The organism is Clostridium sp. BSD9I1 (genome assembly GCF_900185645.1).
Taxonomy (GTDB): Bacteria; Bacillota; Clostridia; order Clostridiales; family Clostridiaceae; genus Clostridium_AK.
This window is the reverse complement of record NZ_FYAM01000011.1, coordinates 196,308-212,590: the sequence shown is the minus strand read 5'-3', so window position 1 is coordinate 212,590 and position 16,283 is coordinate 196,308. Positions and strand designations below refer to the sequence as shown.

The 16,283-nt window shown below is 31.5% G+C and carries 14 protein-coding genes and 1 riboswitch; of the genes, 10 read left to right on the top strand and 4 right to left on the bottom strand.

Translation table 11 applies throughout. The features are described from left to right. The first annotated feature begins 11 nt into the window (after positions 1-11). The 3 genes from BSD9I1_RS06425 (at position 12) to BSD9I1_RS06415 (ending at position 4,860) form a co-directional block, all read left to right on the top strand. Positions 12-1,421: a YfcC family protein gene (locus BSD9I1_RS06425; RefSeq protein WP_186429640.1), complete on the top strand. Its 1,410-nt coding sequence runs from the start codon at positions 12-14 to the stop codon at positions 1,419-1,421. A gap of 49 nt (positions 1,422-1,470) precedes the next feature. Then, positions 1,471-2,661, top strand: coding sequence for a M20 family metallopeptidase (locus BSD9I1_RS06420; RefSeq protein ID WP_186429639.1), 1,191 nt, complete (start codon positions 1,471-1,473; stop codon positions 2,659-2,661). 241 nt (positions 2,662-2,902) lie between these two features. After that, a riboswitch (cyclic di-GMP riboswitch) is annotated at positions 2,903-2,984 on the top strand. A 103-nt stretch (positions 2,985-3,087) separates the two neighbouring features. Further along, a complete protein-coding gene (locus BSD9I1_RS06415; RefSeq protein ID WP_186429638.1) occupies positions 3,088-4,860 on the top strand; it encodes a diguanylate cyclase in 1,773 nt (590 codons plus the stop codon). A 509-nt stretch (positions 4,861-5,369) separates the two neighbouring features. On the opposite strand, the gene BSD9I1_RS06410 is transcribed toward BSD9I1_RS06415, so the two are convergent. Both BSD9I1_RS06410 and BSD9I1_RS06405 read right to left on the bottom strand, forming a co-directional pair. Then, positions 5,370-6,827 (bottom strand): MDR family MFS transporter, encoded by a 1,458-nt coding sequence (locus tag BSD9I1_RS06410; protein WP_186429637.1) that lies wholly within the window; start codon positions 6,825-6,827, stop codon positions 5,370-5,372. A gap of 307 nt (positions 6,828-7,134) precedes the next feature. Further along, complete coding sequence (locus BSD9I1_RS06405) at positions 7,135-7,455, bottom strand: DUF3784 domain-containing protein (RefSeq protein ID WP_186429636.1); 321 nt, start codon at positions 7,453-7,455, stop codon at positions 7,135-7,137. A 204-nt stretch (positions 7,456-7,659) separates the two neighbouring features. Here BSD9I1_RS06405 and BSD9I1_RS06400 point away from each other — a divergent pair, with 204 nt between their 5' ends. From BSD9I1_RS06400 to BSD9I1_RS06385, 4 genes are all read left to right on the top strand, one after another. After that, complete coding sequence (locus BSD9I1_RS06400; protein ID WP_242966430.1) at positions 7,660-8,091, top strand: nucleotidyltransferase family protein; 432 nt, start codon at positions 7,660-7,662, stop codon at positions 8,089-8,091. Then, positions 8,088-8,513: a hypothetical protein gene (locus BSD9I1_RS06395; protein ID WP_186429635.1), complete on the top strand. Its 426-nt coding sequence runs from the start codon at positions 8,088-8,090 to the stop codon at positions 8,511-8,513. Before BSD9I1_RS06400 ends, BSD9I1_RS06395 begins: the two co-directional genes overlap by 4 nt. A 284-nt stretch (positions 8,514-8,797) precedes the next feature. Continuing rightward, positions 8,798-9,979, top strand: coding sequence for a GGDEF domain-containing protein (locus BSD9I1_RS06390; RefSeq protein WP_186429634.1), 1,182 nt, complete (start codon positions 8,798-8,800; stop codon positions 9,977-9,979). 165 nt (positions 9,980-10,144) lie between these two features. After that, complete coding sequence (locus BSD9I1_RS06385) at positions 10,145-10,549, top strand: transporter (RefSeq protein ID WP_186429633.1); 405 nt, start codon at positions 10,145-10,147, stop codon at positions 10,547-10,549. A 192-nt stretch (positions 10,550-10,741) separates the two neighbouring features. On the opposite strand, the gene BSD9I1_RS06380 is transcribed toward BSD9I1_RS06385, so the two are convergent. Then, positions 10,742-11,308 (bottom strand): TetR family transcriptional regulator, encoded by a 567-nt coding sequence (locus BSD9I1_RS06380; protein ID WP_186429632.1) that lies wholly within the window; start codon positions 11,306-11,308, stop codon positions 10,742-10,744. A 160-nt stretch (positions 11,309-11,468) separates the two neighbouring features. Here BSD9I1_RS06380 and BSD9I1_RS06375 point away from each other — a divergent pair, with 160 nt between their 5' ends. Beyond that, on the top strand, positions 11,469-12,431 hold the full coding sequence (locus BSD9I1_RS06375) for a ketopantoate reductase family protein (protein ID WP_186429631.1): 963 nt from the start codon (positions 11,469-11,471) through the stop codon (positions 12,429-12,431). 632 nt (positions 12,432-13,063) lie between these two features. Here the strand turns inward: BSD9I1_RS06375 and BSD9I1_RS06370 are convergent. Continuing rightward, positions 13,064-13,936: an SDR family oxidoreductase gene (locus BSD9I1_RS06370; protein WP_186429630.1), complete on the bottom strand. Its 873-nt coding sequence runs from the start codon at positions 13,934-13,936 to the stop codon at positions 13,064-13,066. An 871-nt stretch (positions 13,937-14,807) separates the two neighbouring features. On the opposite strand from BSD9I1_RS06370, the gene BSD9I1_RS06365 reads away from it, so the two are divergent. Together BSD9I1_RS06365 and BSD9I1_RS06360 are read left to right on the top strand one after the other, a co-directional pair. After that, positions 14,808-15,809 (top strand): S66 peptidase family protein, encoded by a 1,002-nt coding sequence (locus tag BSD9I1_RS06365; protein WP_186429629.1) that lies wholly within the window; start codon positions 14,808-14,810, stop codon positions 15,807-15,809. 68 nt (positions 15,810-15,877) lie between these two features. Continuing rightward, positions 15,878-16,264, top strand: a complete 387-nt coding sequence (locus BSD9I1_RS06360) for a cytidine deaminase (protein WP_186429628.1) — start codon at positions 15,878-15,880, stop codon at positions 16,262-16,264. Positions 16,265-16,283 lie beyond the last annotated feature (19 nt).

Here is a 16,283-nt window from a genome sequence, read left to right as displayed (position 1 = left end):
GGAGAATTTATATGAGTGTTAAAACAATAGAAGTAAAGAAAAAAGGCATAAAAATGCCGCATATTTATGTACTCTTAGTGATGATAATATGTGTTAGTGCTATAGCATCATGGATATTACCAACTGGAGAATTTAAACGTGTAGCAAATGAAGCGGGAAAAATGGTGGCAGTGCCAGGGACTTATCATTTAATAGATAAAAGTCCAGTGGGGCCATTTCAAATGATACGTTCTATTTATTCAGGAATGGTGGATGCAGGCCCAATTATATTTTTCGTATTTATTTCTTTTTCATCTATTGGCTTAATAATTTCAAGCGGTGCATTTAATGGACTTGTAGCATTTTTATTAAGAATATTAAAAGGTAAAACTCGTACTATTATTATACCAATATTTATTACTATAATTGGTGCGGCTTCCTCTACAATTGGATTATTTGAAGAGTGGATGCCATTTATACCGGTTTTTGTAGGAATTTCTATAGCAATGGGATATGATGCCATTGTTGGACTTGCTATTGTTGCTCTTGGAGCAGGAATGGGTTATAGTGGTGCTGTTATGAATCCATTTACAGTTGGTATGGCGCAAAGCATTGCTGAAGTACCACAGTTTTCGGGCGTAGGTTTCAGAATATTTTGCCATTTGTCCATGATTATTGTTGCTTCAACACTTACTATGAAATATGCACTTAAAGTAGAAGCTGATCCGACAGCCAGTCTAGTATATGGTGATGATTTTAGCCATGTATCTATGGGTAATGCTGATTTAGAAAACCATCCTTTTGGTATACGCGAAAAAATGGTTTTATTAACATTAGTTATAGGTATAGGAGCAATCGTATATGGCTCAAAGGCTTACGGATGGTATTTTGAAGAACTTAGTGCCATATTTCTAATAATGGGCATTATGAGTGCGATTTTTATGGGTTGGGGACCAAATGTTATTGCAAAAAAAATGGAATCAAGTATTTCAGATATTGCCATGGCATGCATTATGATAGGATTAGCGCGCGGCATTTTAGTGGTTTTATCCAACGGAAAGATAATTGATACTATAGTTTATGGTATGTCCATTCCTCTATCTCATTTACCAAAATGGTTATCAGGTGTAGCTATGTTATTAGTGCAAACATCACTAAACTTCTTGATTCCATCCGGTTCAGGGCAAGCGGTTACAAGTATGCCAATTATGGCACCTCTTACAGATTTACTTGGATTATCAAGACAGATTGCAGTTCTTGCTTTCCAATTTGGGGATGGCTTATCAAATATTCTTTGGCCTACAGCATTTGCTCCTATAGTTTGTGGTATTGCAGGAGTAAAACTAGAAAAATGGTGGAAATGGTTTGTTCCAGTGTTTGGTGCCTTATTCTTAACTCAAAGTGTATTAATTATTATTGCAGTTTTAATGGGTTGGCACTAAGAACTAAATGTAATAATTTAATTTTTTATAACTTAAGGAGTGTGCCCAAATGGATTTTTTAAATAAAGCAACATTAATAAAAGAAGAAATTATTAATTGGAGAAGAGATTTGCATAAGATTCCTGAAATAGGATTGATTTTACCTAAAACAGCAGCATATATAAAAGACAAGCTTGATGAAATGGGGATAGAATACCAGACCTTTGAAAATCATTCAGGAATCGTAGCTTTGATAGGAAAAGAAAAGAATGGAAAGACCATAGCATTAAGAGCAGATATGGATGGATTGAAAATAAAAGAAGAAGTGGACATTCCCTATGCCTCCACCAATGATAATATGCATGCATGTGGACACGATGCTCATACTGCTATTTTACTAGGAGCAGCTAAATTACTAAAAGAAAATGAAGAGATATTAACAGGAAGAGTTAAGTTAATATTCCAACCAGGAGAGGAAGGTCCTGGTGGTGCAGAGCTTATGGTAAAGGATGGAGTTCTCCAAAAACCAGAAGTGGATAGAATTTTAGCTCTTCATGTAGGTACTATGATACCAGGTGCAAAAGGGGGTACTATTTCCTTAAGTTATTCCAATATGTTTGCGGCAGATGATCAATTTTGCATTAAGATAAAAGGAGTAGGTGGTCATGGGTCTATGCCTAACTATACTATAGACCCGGTTGCAATTGCTGTACAAGTTATAAACTCATTACAGTATATAGTAAGTAGAGAAGTATCTGCACTAGATTCAGCGGTAATAACAGTTGCCAGTATGGTTGCGGGCAGAGAAACCTACAATATAATTCCTGAAAGTGCTGAGATAAGAGGAACTATAAGAACTCTAAAGCCTGAAATTAGAGAGTTTGTATTTAAACGTATGGAAGACATTGCGCTCGGTGTTTCAAAAACTATGAGGGGTGAAGCTGAAATTGAATTCTTAGATGGATATCCAGCCTTAATTAATTCTAAGGAGTGCACACAGGAATTTATAGAATCTGCTAAGAAGATTATTAAGGAAGAAGATATTATAGTATTGAATAAAAGTTTCATGGGTGGAGAAGATGCAGCCTTCTTCTTTAGAGAGGTGCCAGGTACCTACTTTGTATTAAATACACCAAAAGAAGAAAATGGAGTAATTTATCCACATCATAACCCTAAGTTCCAAATAGATGAGTCTCCATTGCATTTAGGTACGGCTTTATTGGTACAAGCCGCTGTAGATTTTTTAATGAATAATTGTTAAAGTAGGGAGGATTTTGCGATGGCAAAATCCTTTTTTGGTATTCAAAAGTGCCACCCACATGGCAAGTGGCAAGTTAACCTTTCTGTAAACATAGTAATGCAAATCATATATAACAAAATATACCAAGAATTAAGTTAATTATTGTAAATACATGTTTTATATTGTATAATTATACCTGTTGTTGAAAATAACTCATGATATGTATTTAAAAGGTGGGCGCATATTATGTATGATAAATTAAATAGTGGAGAAACAATGATAAATTTCTTGTACTTGGGCACTTGAGAAATTTGGAGTTAGTAGTGCAACCGGCTAGTTATTATAGGCATATTTCAAGGAATGTGCCGTAATAGTTAGCCTTTATTTTTTGAAATTTTAGGTAAACAAGTAGATCTAATTTTAAAGATTAGTAAAGGTGATGCTGATATGGACTTAATAATAGATAAATGTTTTAAAGATGTGTTTGATAATGTCAACATAATGGTTGCAGCTATTTCAACAAAGTATACATTGATAACTGCAAATCAACTTATGCTTGATTTTGCAAAGGTAGATCTCGAAGATATAAAGGACCTAGTGTATTGGGAGTTACCCTGGTGGAATCATTCCTTTGAACTTCAGAATATGGTTAACTTTGCAATGGAGAATGCATTTTTTGGAGAAACCAGCAGGTTTGAGGCTACGCATGTAGATTATAAAGGGAACCTTTGCGAGGTTGATTTTATTGTTAAGCCAATTATTGAAAATGGTGAGGTACAATATCTTTTAGCCATGGGATATAATGTGACTGATTTGGTTCATGCTAGAAAAGCGTTAACCAAGCGAGAGAAACAAATAACAGCTTTTTTCGATCATTCAAATGAGGGCTATTTTTTCTTTATGCTTTTATCACCGATTAAAATTAATTCAATTAATAAAAGCTCTATTATAGATATAGTTACCAGTCAGCAAGTTACAAGTTTTAATAATAAGCTTAGTGAAATTGTAGGAGAAAAAGATATTGATCATTTAAACCTATTTGAACTTATTGGTATCGAAGAGGATAGAATTATAGATTTATGGGCAGAAATGCTTGAGGTTGGATATGTAAATGTAAAAACAAGAATAAACAATAACGAAAAATATCTTAATATTACATTGGTTGGCATTTTTTCTGAAGATGGAAGGTTTGAAGGAAACTTTGGAATTGTAAGAGATAATACGCGGGAGGAGCTGCGCGTTAAGGAAATAAGTTTTTTTGCAAATAAGGATCCTTTGACAGGTCTCAACAATAGAAGAAGTTTTTATAAGAATGTAAATACTGTTTTTGAGCAAATCATACATAGCTCAAGTGAAGGCTTTATTGCAATGATTGATATTGATTACTTTAAGGGTGTGAATGATACTTATGGGCATGACACTGGTGATATGGTTCTTAAATCCATAGCAAAACAGATAGAGGAAATTCAAACTCCAAAGTGTGTTTCTGCCAGATTTGGCGGAGAGGAATTTGTAATTTTACTGCCAATGAATGAGCATGAGGCAAGATATAGAATGGACGAGCTTCGTAAAAACGTTGAAGAAACAGTAACCTGTTGTGATGAGAAGATGATACAAATAACAATCAGCATAGGTATGAGTCGTATAGAAGCTAACTGCAGGAATATAGATGCTGCTATTTCACAGGCAGATAAAGCCCTTTATGATTCAAAGGATACGGGTAAAAACAAAATAACTATGTTTACTGATGAACTGCACGGTGAAACAGCCTTAGATCCACTTACAAGAGCATTTACGGAGAAAGCAATCTTATATAAACTTAATTATTTAGTAAAGGAAGGGGAAAGAAATAATGAGATATTTTCTATAATTTATTGTGAATTAAAACCCATATCAGATTACGGTAGACAAGAGATAAATAGATATATTTCAACTTTAGCTTTAGCTATTTCAAGGGGAATCAGAAGATTAGACAGCTTGGGAAAGTATGGTGAGTTTGGCTTTATGGCATTGATGCCCGGTGCTTCTCGAAATCAGTTGAAGATATTGGCTGAAAATATACGAAGCAATATAACTATTGGATTTAATTATATTATTGATAAGGATTATGAAATAGAATTTAAAGCAATTGAATTTAGAGTTGGGAATAAAACTATGCAGGAAATACAATTTGAAATGAAGAATGATTGTGAGCGCATAAGATTTGATGAATACATATAAATTAGGATGCTAGGTTTTCTAATAAGCTCTCCTGCAAAGTAGCAGGAGAGCTTTTTGATGTTATTTATTATGAGATTTTTCCGTTTTGCACCTCAAAACGGAAGCTGCTAATAAATTTGTTCTGTTTTTATTTTTTTAAAATTTAGAAGAAGAGGCAGATATTTTAAGTGAAAGCAAACTTACTAGCATAATAAATCATATGTGCAAAATAATAATGGTGACTAAATAAAAAATATAATACAATGCAAATTGGTAAATATGATTTTACTAATATATTAATATAACATTGATTTTTACTCTATATAGTAATATAACATTTACTATATTAATAAAGAGGTATTAAAGATGAACGAAGAAATTTCTAATGATACATTTAAAAAATTAATACAAGAAATGGGCAATTAATGAAAATAACCCAAACCCCACACTATGCGGGATTTGGGTATATTTTATGCACTATAACTTCTGCAACTTGAGTTAGTAATTCTAAAATGCAAATTCCTGTAAATTTAATAAACTTCACTTCCTGCTGTTTCTTGCTTTAATCCATTTTGAAGGGTAAAAGATAATATAAAACTAACTATAGTAATAACAATTAATAAAATATATATTACATAAAGCCCTGAATTTAAGGAGAGCTTTATTTGTTCAAGAGATACACCATTATTTAAGCTTGACGAAGTGTACAAGTTACCTGGGTCCACTCCTTTAATTCCTAAATTATTAAAATACTTAACTATACTTTGATTAAATATACTTCCAAAAATGCTTACTCCTATTGTTTGTCCAAGAGTACGAACAAGTGAGTTAGAGGCTGTTGCTGCACCTCTCTTATCATAGTTAACGTAGGATTGTACTGCTATTGTCAATGTTGTAAAACTTCCTCCAAGTCCAAATCCCATTATAAAAACATATATTATAACTAAAATCAACGGAGAAGTAACATGTAGTGTAGGCAAGAGTAAGCAGCTAAGTAAGACCACAGAAGAAGATAAAGCTATTACTACTCTTTCACCATATTTAGGTATAGCTCCTCCAAGAATAACTCCAGATAAAAGCCATGCTATGGACATAGGAGCCATCGAAAGCCCGGATATAGTTGCTCCAAAGCCTAAGACATTTTGCATGTATAGAGGAATATACACATCTGCTGCAATTAACACAGCAGAAGCTAAAAAGCTAATTACATTTATAATAATATTAGTCTTTGTAAAAATATCAAAGGGAACAATAGGCTCTTGTACCTTTTTTTCTATGAAATAAAATATAACTAAAAGGGCCATAGTAATAATTAAGGATATTATTATAGAAGCTAAGCCTCTGCCACCTGACATAAAGCTATATAATAATATTATGATGGAAGCTGATAATGTTATAGCACCAGCATAATCTATCTTGTGTCTTTTCTTTTCTAGGTTTTCATCAAGATTTTTTTCAAGAAGCACTATGGAGAGTATTCCAAAAGGTATATTTATATAGAAAATCCAGTGCCATGATAGATGGTCTATTAAAAATCCACCTAATAAGGGACCAATAAGACTTGCTATTCCCCAGGTAGAACTTATCCATCCTTGAACCTTTGGTCTTTCTGAAAGATCAAAAACATCACCAACTATAGTATAAGTTACTGTAAATATTGCTCCTGCCCCTAAGCCCTGCAAGGCACGAAATGCTATAAGCTGATGCATGGTTTTTGATAAACCACAAAATGAGCTTCCTATTAAAAAAATTATTATACCTATAGAAAGAATACGCTTCCTTCCATATAAATCAGAAAGCTTACCATATATAGGTGTTGTGATAGCTGATGTCAGTAAGTATAAAGAAAAAACCCAGCTTATTAATTCAAAGCCATTTAGTTCTTTAACTATAGTGGGTACAGCAGTAGTAACAACCGTTCCTTCAACTGCCCCAAGAAACATTGCCACCATTATTGATATAACTATATTTCTTTTTTTAGTATCCAATTTTTGTCACTTCCTCATCATAAGTTACGCATTATCAAATGCCAGATAAAATTCTACCATTAGTGCCACCCACATGGCAAGTGGCAAGATTTAAAGTAAAGGTATTAAGACTGGAAAATTATCTAAAGGATAAAATTGTTTTTAATTTTATTCTATTTAAAAGTTTTGTAGGAAACTATCTGAAGTTAAGTATGATATGTTAGGATAATTATGCAAGGAAGAAATAATATTTAAATAACCACCAATTAGTAAGAACTAGCTGGTGGTTATTATTTTATGCCAAAATTACTGACCACACTATAAGTAGCTATTTTTGAAAACTTTTGCTTGTATTTATATAAATAACTCCAGCAATTGTAACAAGGATAAATACAATGTTCACACACATTACAATAAGTTTTAAATTATCAGGCTTCAAAAGGCTAGCAATTGGAACGACTAACTGAATTAAGCCTAAAATAAAAAGAAACTTTCCCATAAATTTAGACAGTGTTTTTTCATCTACCTTATCCTTTTTCTTTTGCGGTGCAGTATTGTATCCTGCAATTAAAAAGTTTGCTTTTCCAGTATTAATTATTAAAGCCAAAATCCATAACACAATTGGAACAATGAACAAAGTTATATTCATAGGTATGATCTCCTTAAAATATTAATATATCATGTGCCTAATATAATTATAATATAGTTCTGATGTTATTTCATTAAATATGGTATATAATATAAGTATTGGAATAAATAAAATTTTATTTTACAAAGGTATAGTCTATAATCTTTGCAATAAGTGTTTTTGCGCTATTGAAGGTACATTATTCAAAAGTGGGTGAATTAATAAGTGGATAAAGCATATGATAAAATAGAGATAATAGAGAAGCTAAAGTCAGAAGAGGTATTTAACTTCATGAAAAAATATAATGTCACAACCATGCTTATATTTGGAAGCATTGTTAGTGATGACTTAGATAATGAGTTCAATGAGGAATCAGATGTGGACATAGCTCTTTTAGCTAGTAAATCAATTGAACTAGATAGTATTTTAGAAATAGAGCTGTTCTTTCAAAATCTTTTAAATAGAGAAATAGATGTTTTAGACCTTAGAAGTGAAAGCTTAGATATTTTTGTAAAGATAAGCATTTTAAATACTGGAAAGATTATTTTTACTGAAGATAATGGGATGTCTTTAGAGATTTTGTATAACGAAACTGATAGAATATATAGGGAAAATGAGAACTTTATGTATTTTAGAAAGGTAGATGTATTATCATGAATCAAGAAAGATTAAGGAAAGTTGTAGAAGACATGCAGGAGTGCATTGCGGACATGGACGAGTGTTTAAATGTGCTCAAGAATAAAAAAGATGATAACCTAATTATTAAGCTGGCAAAATCAAGCTTAAGGCAGTTATTCGTTAGTTTCCATACTATACTAGAAGACTTTTTTTCAATACTTCTTAAAGATATGAAAAAGTATAAGATAGGAATATCAATACATGAAAGCTTAAATATACTAAAAAAAGATAGAATAATAAACGAAGATATATATTTATTTCTCGAAAAATCAAGACTTATTAGAAATAGAATCTCTCATAGGTACAAGGAACCTAAACACGAAGAACTGCTTGAACATATTTTAAGATATAGAAATAACTTTGAGGATATAGTTAGAATAGCTAAGTTATATATAGAATAAAGAATTATTTAAAAATCCGCAGCCGCCAATTGTTAACTAACTAGTTGGTGGTTATTATTTTGCCCTTTTATTATGATATACTAACTAATAAAAACTAAAATATTAAAAAAATCCCATAACAGGGACTTTATATATTTATAAGTTAATGAAATGATGAAAAATATGTTATAATTTTTGTATAAGTTAAGCAAGATTTATAAGATAATATATACTGATTTTTACTTTTATAAGTTAGTTTTGCAAAAAGAGGATTAATTAAATTTAGATAAGGGGGAGTAAATAAGATGTCTACTTATAGAATATCCTCGTTTTTCACAATCATTTTTTTAGTTTTAACAGCTCATAGCCTGCTTACAAGAAAAAAAACAATAAGATTCTGCATAGTTGCTTTTATATTAAATACATTATTTGTTTTTTTAAGTGGCTCTTATGTAACAGAACATACACATAACGATGGAATGGCTAAGGTTATTGTGTATTTTATCTGCTTTTCTTACATAGTATATTTAAACTTAGTCTTTAAAGAATCCCTATCAAAAAAAATATTTACCTTGTTTAGTATTTGGCTGTTTTCTACAATGGCATTTTTTATTGCGATACCATCTGCAGAATTAGTTTCAGGTACTGATGATGTTAATTATACTCAAAATCTTATATATATTTTTAGAAATTGTATTAATATTTTATTGTTATTAGTGGCTTATTTCGGGATAGGTAAACATTACAAAACAATTCTTAACTTAGTGTCTGATAAAACCATAAGATATATGTTTTTATACCCAGTTCTTTCATTTTTGTTGTTAATTACTAACTTTACGACCCCCACACGCATTTCACATTTAAGAAATTTTAATTCTATATATGATATGATATTGTTTTTATTATTCATAACCGTGGGATATGTGCTTGTATTTGTTGGGATATTTTCAGCATCTCAAATAGCTTCCATGAAATGTAACATGGAGAGGTTGGAGTTGATTTCTAAAACAGATTCATTAACTGGGTTGTACAATCGAAGATATATTATGGAGAAACTTGAAAATGAGATTATAAATTATAAAAAAACTAAAAAGAAATTTTCACTTATCGTTGCAGATATAGATTATTTTAAAAAGATAAACGATAGCTTTGGACATGACTGTGGAGATCAAGTGCTGAAAGCAGTAGCCCAAAACTTACAGGATGCGGTTCGAGAACGAGGGTTTGTATCCAGGTGGGGAGGGGAGGAATTTCTTATCTTGCTCCCAGAAACAGAAATCGAGGATGCCCGCATACTGGCGGATAAAATCAGGAAAGTTATTGAAGAAGAAATTATCGAGTATAATGGAATTCAAATATCAATTACATTGACCTTTGGGGTAACCGTTAATGAAGATTATGAAATAATTGATGATACAATAAAAAAAGCAGATGATGCATTATATGAAGGAAAAGGTCAAGGAAGGAACTGTGTTGTTTTATCATAATTTTTCAATTCAATTTACAAACTGTGATGATTTTACACAGGATCTCTTACAACATATCATTAAGGATATAACCATTAACCCAGACAGAACAATTCAATGTTGAGAAACACTAGTACTATAACTTATAATAAACATATACTATTAAATTCTATGGGGGGGACAAATTTGAATAGAAGATATTTACTTGAGCAGTGTAATAGATTAAGAGCTATAGATAAAGATGAAAATTTATTACATAATCACCAGAAAGATCAGTTGTGGCTGGATCATAATGCAGGTCACGAATTTATTTTAAATATGCTAGTAGATTACATTGATGATAAAGAGTTTCTAAAAAAGAAAGAATTAATCAGGTTACTTAATAGAGAAATAAGAAAGGCAAACTCGGTAATTAAAGAGCTTGACATTAAATATAATCATTTTAAGAATGATGAAGATATGACTCCCGAAGATAGTTATATATATTCTTATAGTGATGGAACTTGTTGTGAAGCTATGACCTTAAAAGATATTATAAAAAGAGAAAGACATATTAGTAAAAATGCATATATTTCTACTAAGTGGTTTTAAAGGACGTTATCAGCAATGTGAAAACATTTGCTTAGTGTAATATTCTTAAGTCACATTTGTAAAATATGACGACTTAACTATATCAAAGTATTAGAATTAGGAATGATAAACCGTACCACAAGTAACGGAGGCTTTTTGTGCTAGGGGATTGATGTGCTCCGTCTTCAGCATCCGTCATATGTTGAGGCGTTTTTATTTAACAGTTTTTATCCCGCTCATAATAAAACTAAGTGTTTTTTCAATAGCGTATTCTTTATCATTTTTATTAATATAACAATATTGAGCACAACTATATATTGATGAGGCAATTATTTTAACTAGTATATTTGTGTCTTTAAAATCTAGCTCACCTCTACCTGCCATACTTTTTAATATTTTTTCAATAAGATTATCTATTTTATACTTTAATAAATTATCTACAGTAGAAGCGATAGATGTAGAATCAATCTTACGCGTTTGATAAAAGTTGATATTGTATTCATAAAGGAACAAAATAAGTTCCTTTATAATATCTTCATTTAAATTTATAGCGCTTGAAATTTCTATTGGTAACATTTCTTCAAAGCAATCTGCAATGAGTTCTTCCAATAAAATATACTTATCCATATAGTGAGCATAAAAAGTTGCTCTATTTATAGTTGCCTTTGTTGTAATATCTTTAATTGTGATGTATTTAAAGTCTTTTTCCTCAAATAATTTGGCAAATGCTTCTTTAATCAAATTTTTGGTTCTTATTGATCTTGGGTCCTTTTTATTCATAATTTATCATTAATCTCCTTTGATAAAAGAACAGATTTAATAAAATGTTGTTTATACAACACCGCTAAAAATCTATTGGTTGTATTTAGATAAATAATTCAATAATATATTAACATACACTTGTATCTTAGACAACACATGTTTGATAGGAGGCGATATAATGAAAATTTTAATGATAGGTAGAGGAGTAATTTCAACACAATATGGCTGGGCTTTAGAACAAGCAGGTAATGAGGTAACATTTTATGTTCGTCCAGGAAGAATTAATCAGTATGGCGATATAGTGAATTTAAAAATATTAGATGGTAGAAAGAATAAAAAGGGTGATTTAGTAAATAAAGCTTGGAAAATTAAAATGATAGAAGAACTGTCACCTAACCATGATTTTGATTTGATTGTGATTAGCGTAAACCATAATCAATTAAGTAACATAATAAATTGGTTAGAACCACTTGTTAATAGTTCAACTGTTTTAATATTTAATAATATTATTAATGAACCATTAAATTCAATTGGATCAATTCCAAAGGAGCAAGTTGTTTGGGGATTTCCTGGAGCTGGTGGATCTTATATAAATCAAAACACATTAGAAGGTGGGGTTATGAAAAATATCTTTATGGGATTCATTGATGACAGTACTAATAGAAACAGGTATGATAAAGTAAATCGCTTGTTTAAAAATGCAGGTTTTGGTATTTCTGAAAAGAAAGATATGCGTAATTGGCTATGGTTTCACTTCATTACTAACGCAAGTATGATGGCTGCAGCCTCAAAAGTTGGTTCGTTGAATGATCTATTCGATTCTACAAGTGCTCTTAAAGATTTTACTTTAATATTAAGGGAACTAATTTCATTGATGGGTGCTAAAGGCTCTAAGGTTAGTACAATAACAAATATTGCAGTAAATTTACCTGCAATATTTGTGGCTTTTGCAATGAAATTAGCATTAGCTAAAGGGAATTTACCTAGAGAAATAATGAGAAGTGCTAGTGGGAGTGAAAATCTAAAAGCCGAAAATAATATGATATTTGTGCGCGATACTCTTGCAGAATCAAGTAGACTAGGGATATCCCTTCCTCGGCTTGAACCTTTAGATTCACCTATTTATAAACAACTTTTGTAGTTCTTAAACACAAATAATTAGACAGTTTTTAGGCCGTATAAAATAATAGCATTGAACTTTACCACAAAATTTAAAAGAATATATAATACTTAAATAACATTTAGTAACGAATTCTTTGATATGGTTGTATTGGGAACGGATAAACGCTAGGGTGTAATAAATTTATCTAAAGAACTAGTAGCAACTCAAAGTTAAAATTGATAATAATTTTAAAATAGCTTAGATATACATCTAAAAACCTCCGATAAAGTAGTTACGGTGAACCGTACCATAAATGACGCAGACTTTTTTATATAGTCATTGCAGACTAGAGGCTTAGCAAAATACCAATATAATAAGTAATAATAATAAAGGCTAAATAAAGGAGGACTTACTATAAAGTAAGTCCTTGATACATTTTTTCTGAATATTATGAAACGTGCTAACTGTGGTGGAGGGAGCATCTTAACCAGGGCAAAGTAAATCTGGTGCAGTCGATATGTGTAAAAATATACCACATGGCTGAGTAAGTTTCCATAATGCAGCCTATTCTTATCTCATTAGTAGTTGGTGAAAATTATAAGAAAAAGCGAACTTAAATAATTAAATTACTACTGCGTCATAAGAAATCTCCGCTTGAAGCATTTCAGTTTTTACTCTTCGGATACCCCATAACCCTCAGGTGCAGGGATACCTTTTTCAGCAGCTCGGCTAACTGTTTCCCATTCCTCCCAAGTAACTATTCGTTCTGTTAATGTGTTTATAGCTAAATCATAGACCACGCTGCCAAGGATAAGCCTAAGAGGGGGATTGTCACTATTTACTAATTTCATAAGAGCTTCTGCAGCCAATGAAGGGTCGCTATCTACAGAACCTTCTGAGTACTGTTTAGCCAATTCTTCACGTAGCGTTCCGTATGAGTCTAATGGATTGCTGTAACCCATTGAGGTATATAAGTCTGTCCAGTACCCGCCAGGTTCTACTATAGTGAGTTTTATGCCAAAGTGAGCTGCTTCTTTTGCTAAGGCTTCGCTCATTCCTTCTATAGCAAATTTACTTGCACTATAAATACCACTCATAGGACCTGAGATTATTCCACCGATACTGGAAATTTGTATGATATGTCCAGAGCCTTGAGAACGCAAATAAGGCATTGCTGCCTGACATACCCAAAGAGCTCCAAAAAAGTTTGTCTCCATCAGGTTTCTAGCATCAGATTCGCTTAGTTCTTCAATCATACCTAAAGTCATTATGCCCGCATTGTTAACAACAACATCAAGCTTCCCAAAATGTTGGACTGCTGCTTCAACCGTGGAAAAAACAGCTTTTCTATCTGTGATATCTAGTTTCAATGGCAATAAAGTATCTTGATACTCTTCTTTTAGCTTTTCCAATTTGTCGATAGTTCTTGCGACTGCTACAACCTTATCCCCAGCTTTCAGAGCAGAAAGGGTGAACGCATATCCGAGACCTTTACTTGCTCCTGTAATAAACCATATTCTTTTATTTTCATTATTATATGTCATAATATCTAATCTCCTTTACTATTAAATACTTGTTCGAAATTGAAATAAAGCATTGTTAATGCCAAACTTTTTAACGCATTTTTTGCACCTCATTTACATATTAAATACAAAAAGCACAGGCTAGCTACCTGTGCTTTAAGTAAACGGAAAAAAATGACAAAAATCACAGGAATTCCTTATTCTACAATAGCAAAAAAAGTTATCCTTGCTGATTTAGCCTATAATCACATAACAAAATACTTCTCACTAATCTAAGAACTTAAGTATAAAATACACCCCTCTTATAAGCTTACACAGCAAAAATAAAGAAATGAAACCTTAAATTCATCTTGATTAAGAAAGTTTTATTTGTTTTTCATTAAGTACCATTCTATCTTTAAACAAACGCAAAAAGGATAGATTTGTCTCTATCCCTAAACGCATTACATAAACTCCGTTAATAAGGGTTCTTAAAAATAGATAGACTAATCCCGATTACCCTACACATAGGTAGAGCCTTTAAGTACTATTCAATTAGTTACATAAAGCATATAATCGAGATGAAATCCACATTTTTAAGCATCCCTCCATTCATTAAAATCAAATATAGAGTATCATACAAATTAAACTCTTGCAATACCTTTTTATAAAATATCAATTAAAAGTTCTTTACAAACTAAATGCATTAAGTGATATCAACACCAATTTTTCCACCTTTGTTTCTTATTCTAATTCATGGTCTCTTACAGCAATAATTTGATGTATGTATATAATAGATAAACTCTATTGTTATGATTAGTACATAATATTTTTATATGACAAATTAAGTTTATATTGAGGTACAATAGCAATATATGGCTAACAAAAGATATTGTGTTTAAGGAGGATCGAAATGAAGTATATAGATAAGTTGAAGGTTGGTGACGCTATTGGTATTTTTTCACCATCTTCACCAATAACATATTCATGTCCTAACAGATTTTCACGATCAAAAAAATATTTGCAAGATAAAGGGTTTAAGGTTATAGAAGGAAATCTTACAGGGAAGCATGATTTCTATAGGTCTGGAAGTATTAAAGAAAGAGCAGAAGAACTAAATGAGTTGATTAGAAACCCAGAAGTAAAGTGCATTATGTCTACAATCGGAGGAATGAACTCAAACTCTATCCTTCAATATATAGATTATGAGGCGTTTAAAACAAACCCTAAAATGATAATAGGATATTCTGATGTTAGCGCAATTTTACTTGCTATATATGCACAAACTGGGATCAGCACATATTATGGACCTGCTTTAGTGGCTTCTTTTGGGGAATTACCACCTTTCGTTGACTATACATATGAGTATTTTAAAGAAGTTACTATGGATAATACAATAATTCCTTATGTCTTTGAAATGCCTAAATATTGGACAGACGAGTACATTAATTGGGAAACACAAGATAGAAGTAAGGAAAAAAGGGAAAATAAGTGGATAACAGTTTATGACGGTGTTGTTAGTGGCAGGGTCATAGGGGGAAACTTGAATACAATTCAAGGAATATGGGGCAGTAAATATATGCCTGAAATAAAAAATGGAGATATCCTCTTTATAGAAGATTCTCTAAAAGATGCTGCCACAATAGAAAGAAGTTTTTCTCTTTTAAATGTAAATGGAGTCTTTGATAAGATTTCTGGAATAATTCTTGGAAAACATGAGTTATTTGACGATTTAAAGACAGGTCGAAAACCATATGAAATACTATTAGAAGTGTTAGGAGATAGGATTATACCATTCATTGCAGATTTTGATTGCTGTCATACACATCCAATGTTGACGTTACCTATAGGATGTGAGATTGAACTTAATGCTACTGAAAAGAAAGTATCGATTATAGAAGATTGGTGTAAATAATAGATTACTTTCCAATTTTCTTATATGACGAATTAAAACTGATTACGCAAAAAGGAGATTTATTAATTATGATTGACAATAATGATTTGAAATTAATTGAGGAAGCAAAACAAGTTATCAATAAAAACTTTGATGAAGTTGATGAAAATCACACAGTAGGTGCAGCATTACGCTGCAAAAATGGTAACATCTATGTCGGAGTAAACGTATATGCGGTGCATGGTTCATGTGCTGAATATATAGCAATGGGCACAGCAATTACAGCAGGAGAACGTGAATTTGACACTATTGTTGCAGTAAGGTCTCCAGAGAAAAACAATGCCTTAATTTCTCCATGTGGAAATTGTAGGCAGATGCTTATGCAGTATGCTCCTGATATTAAAGTTTTAATACAAACTGAAGATGGGATACAGAAAGTTTGTATAAAAGAATTATTACCTTATTCACCATATTAAATATGTTAAGATAATTCAT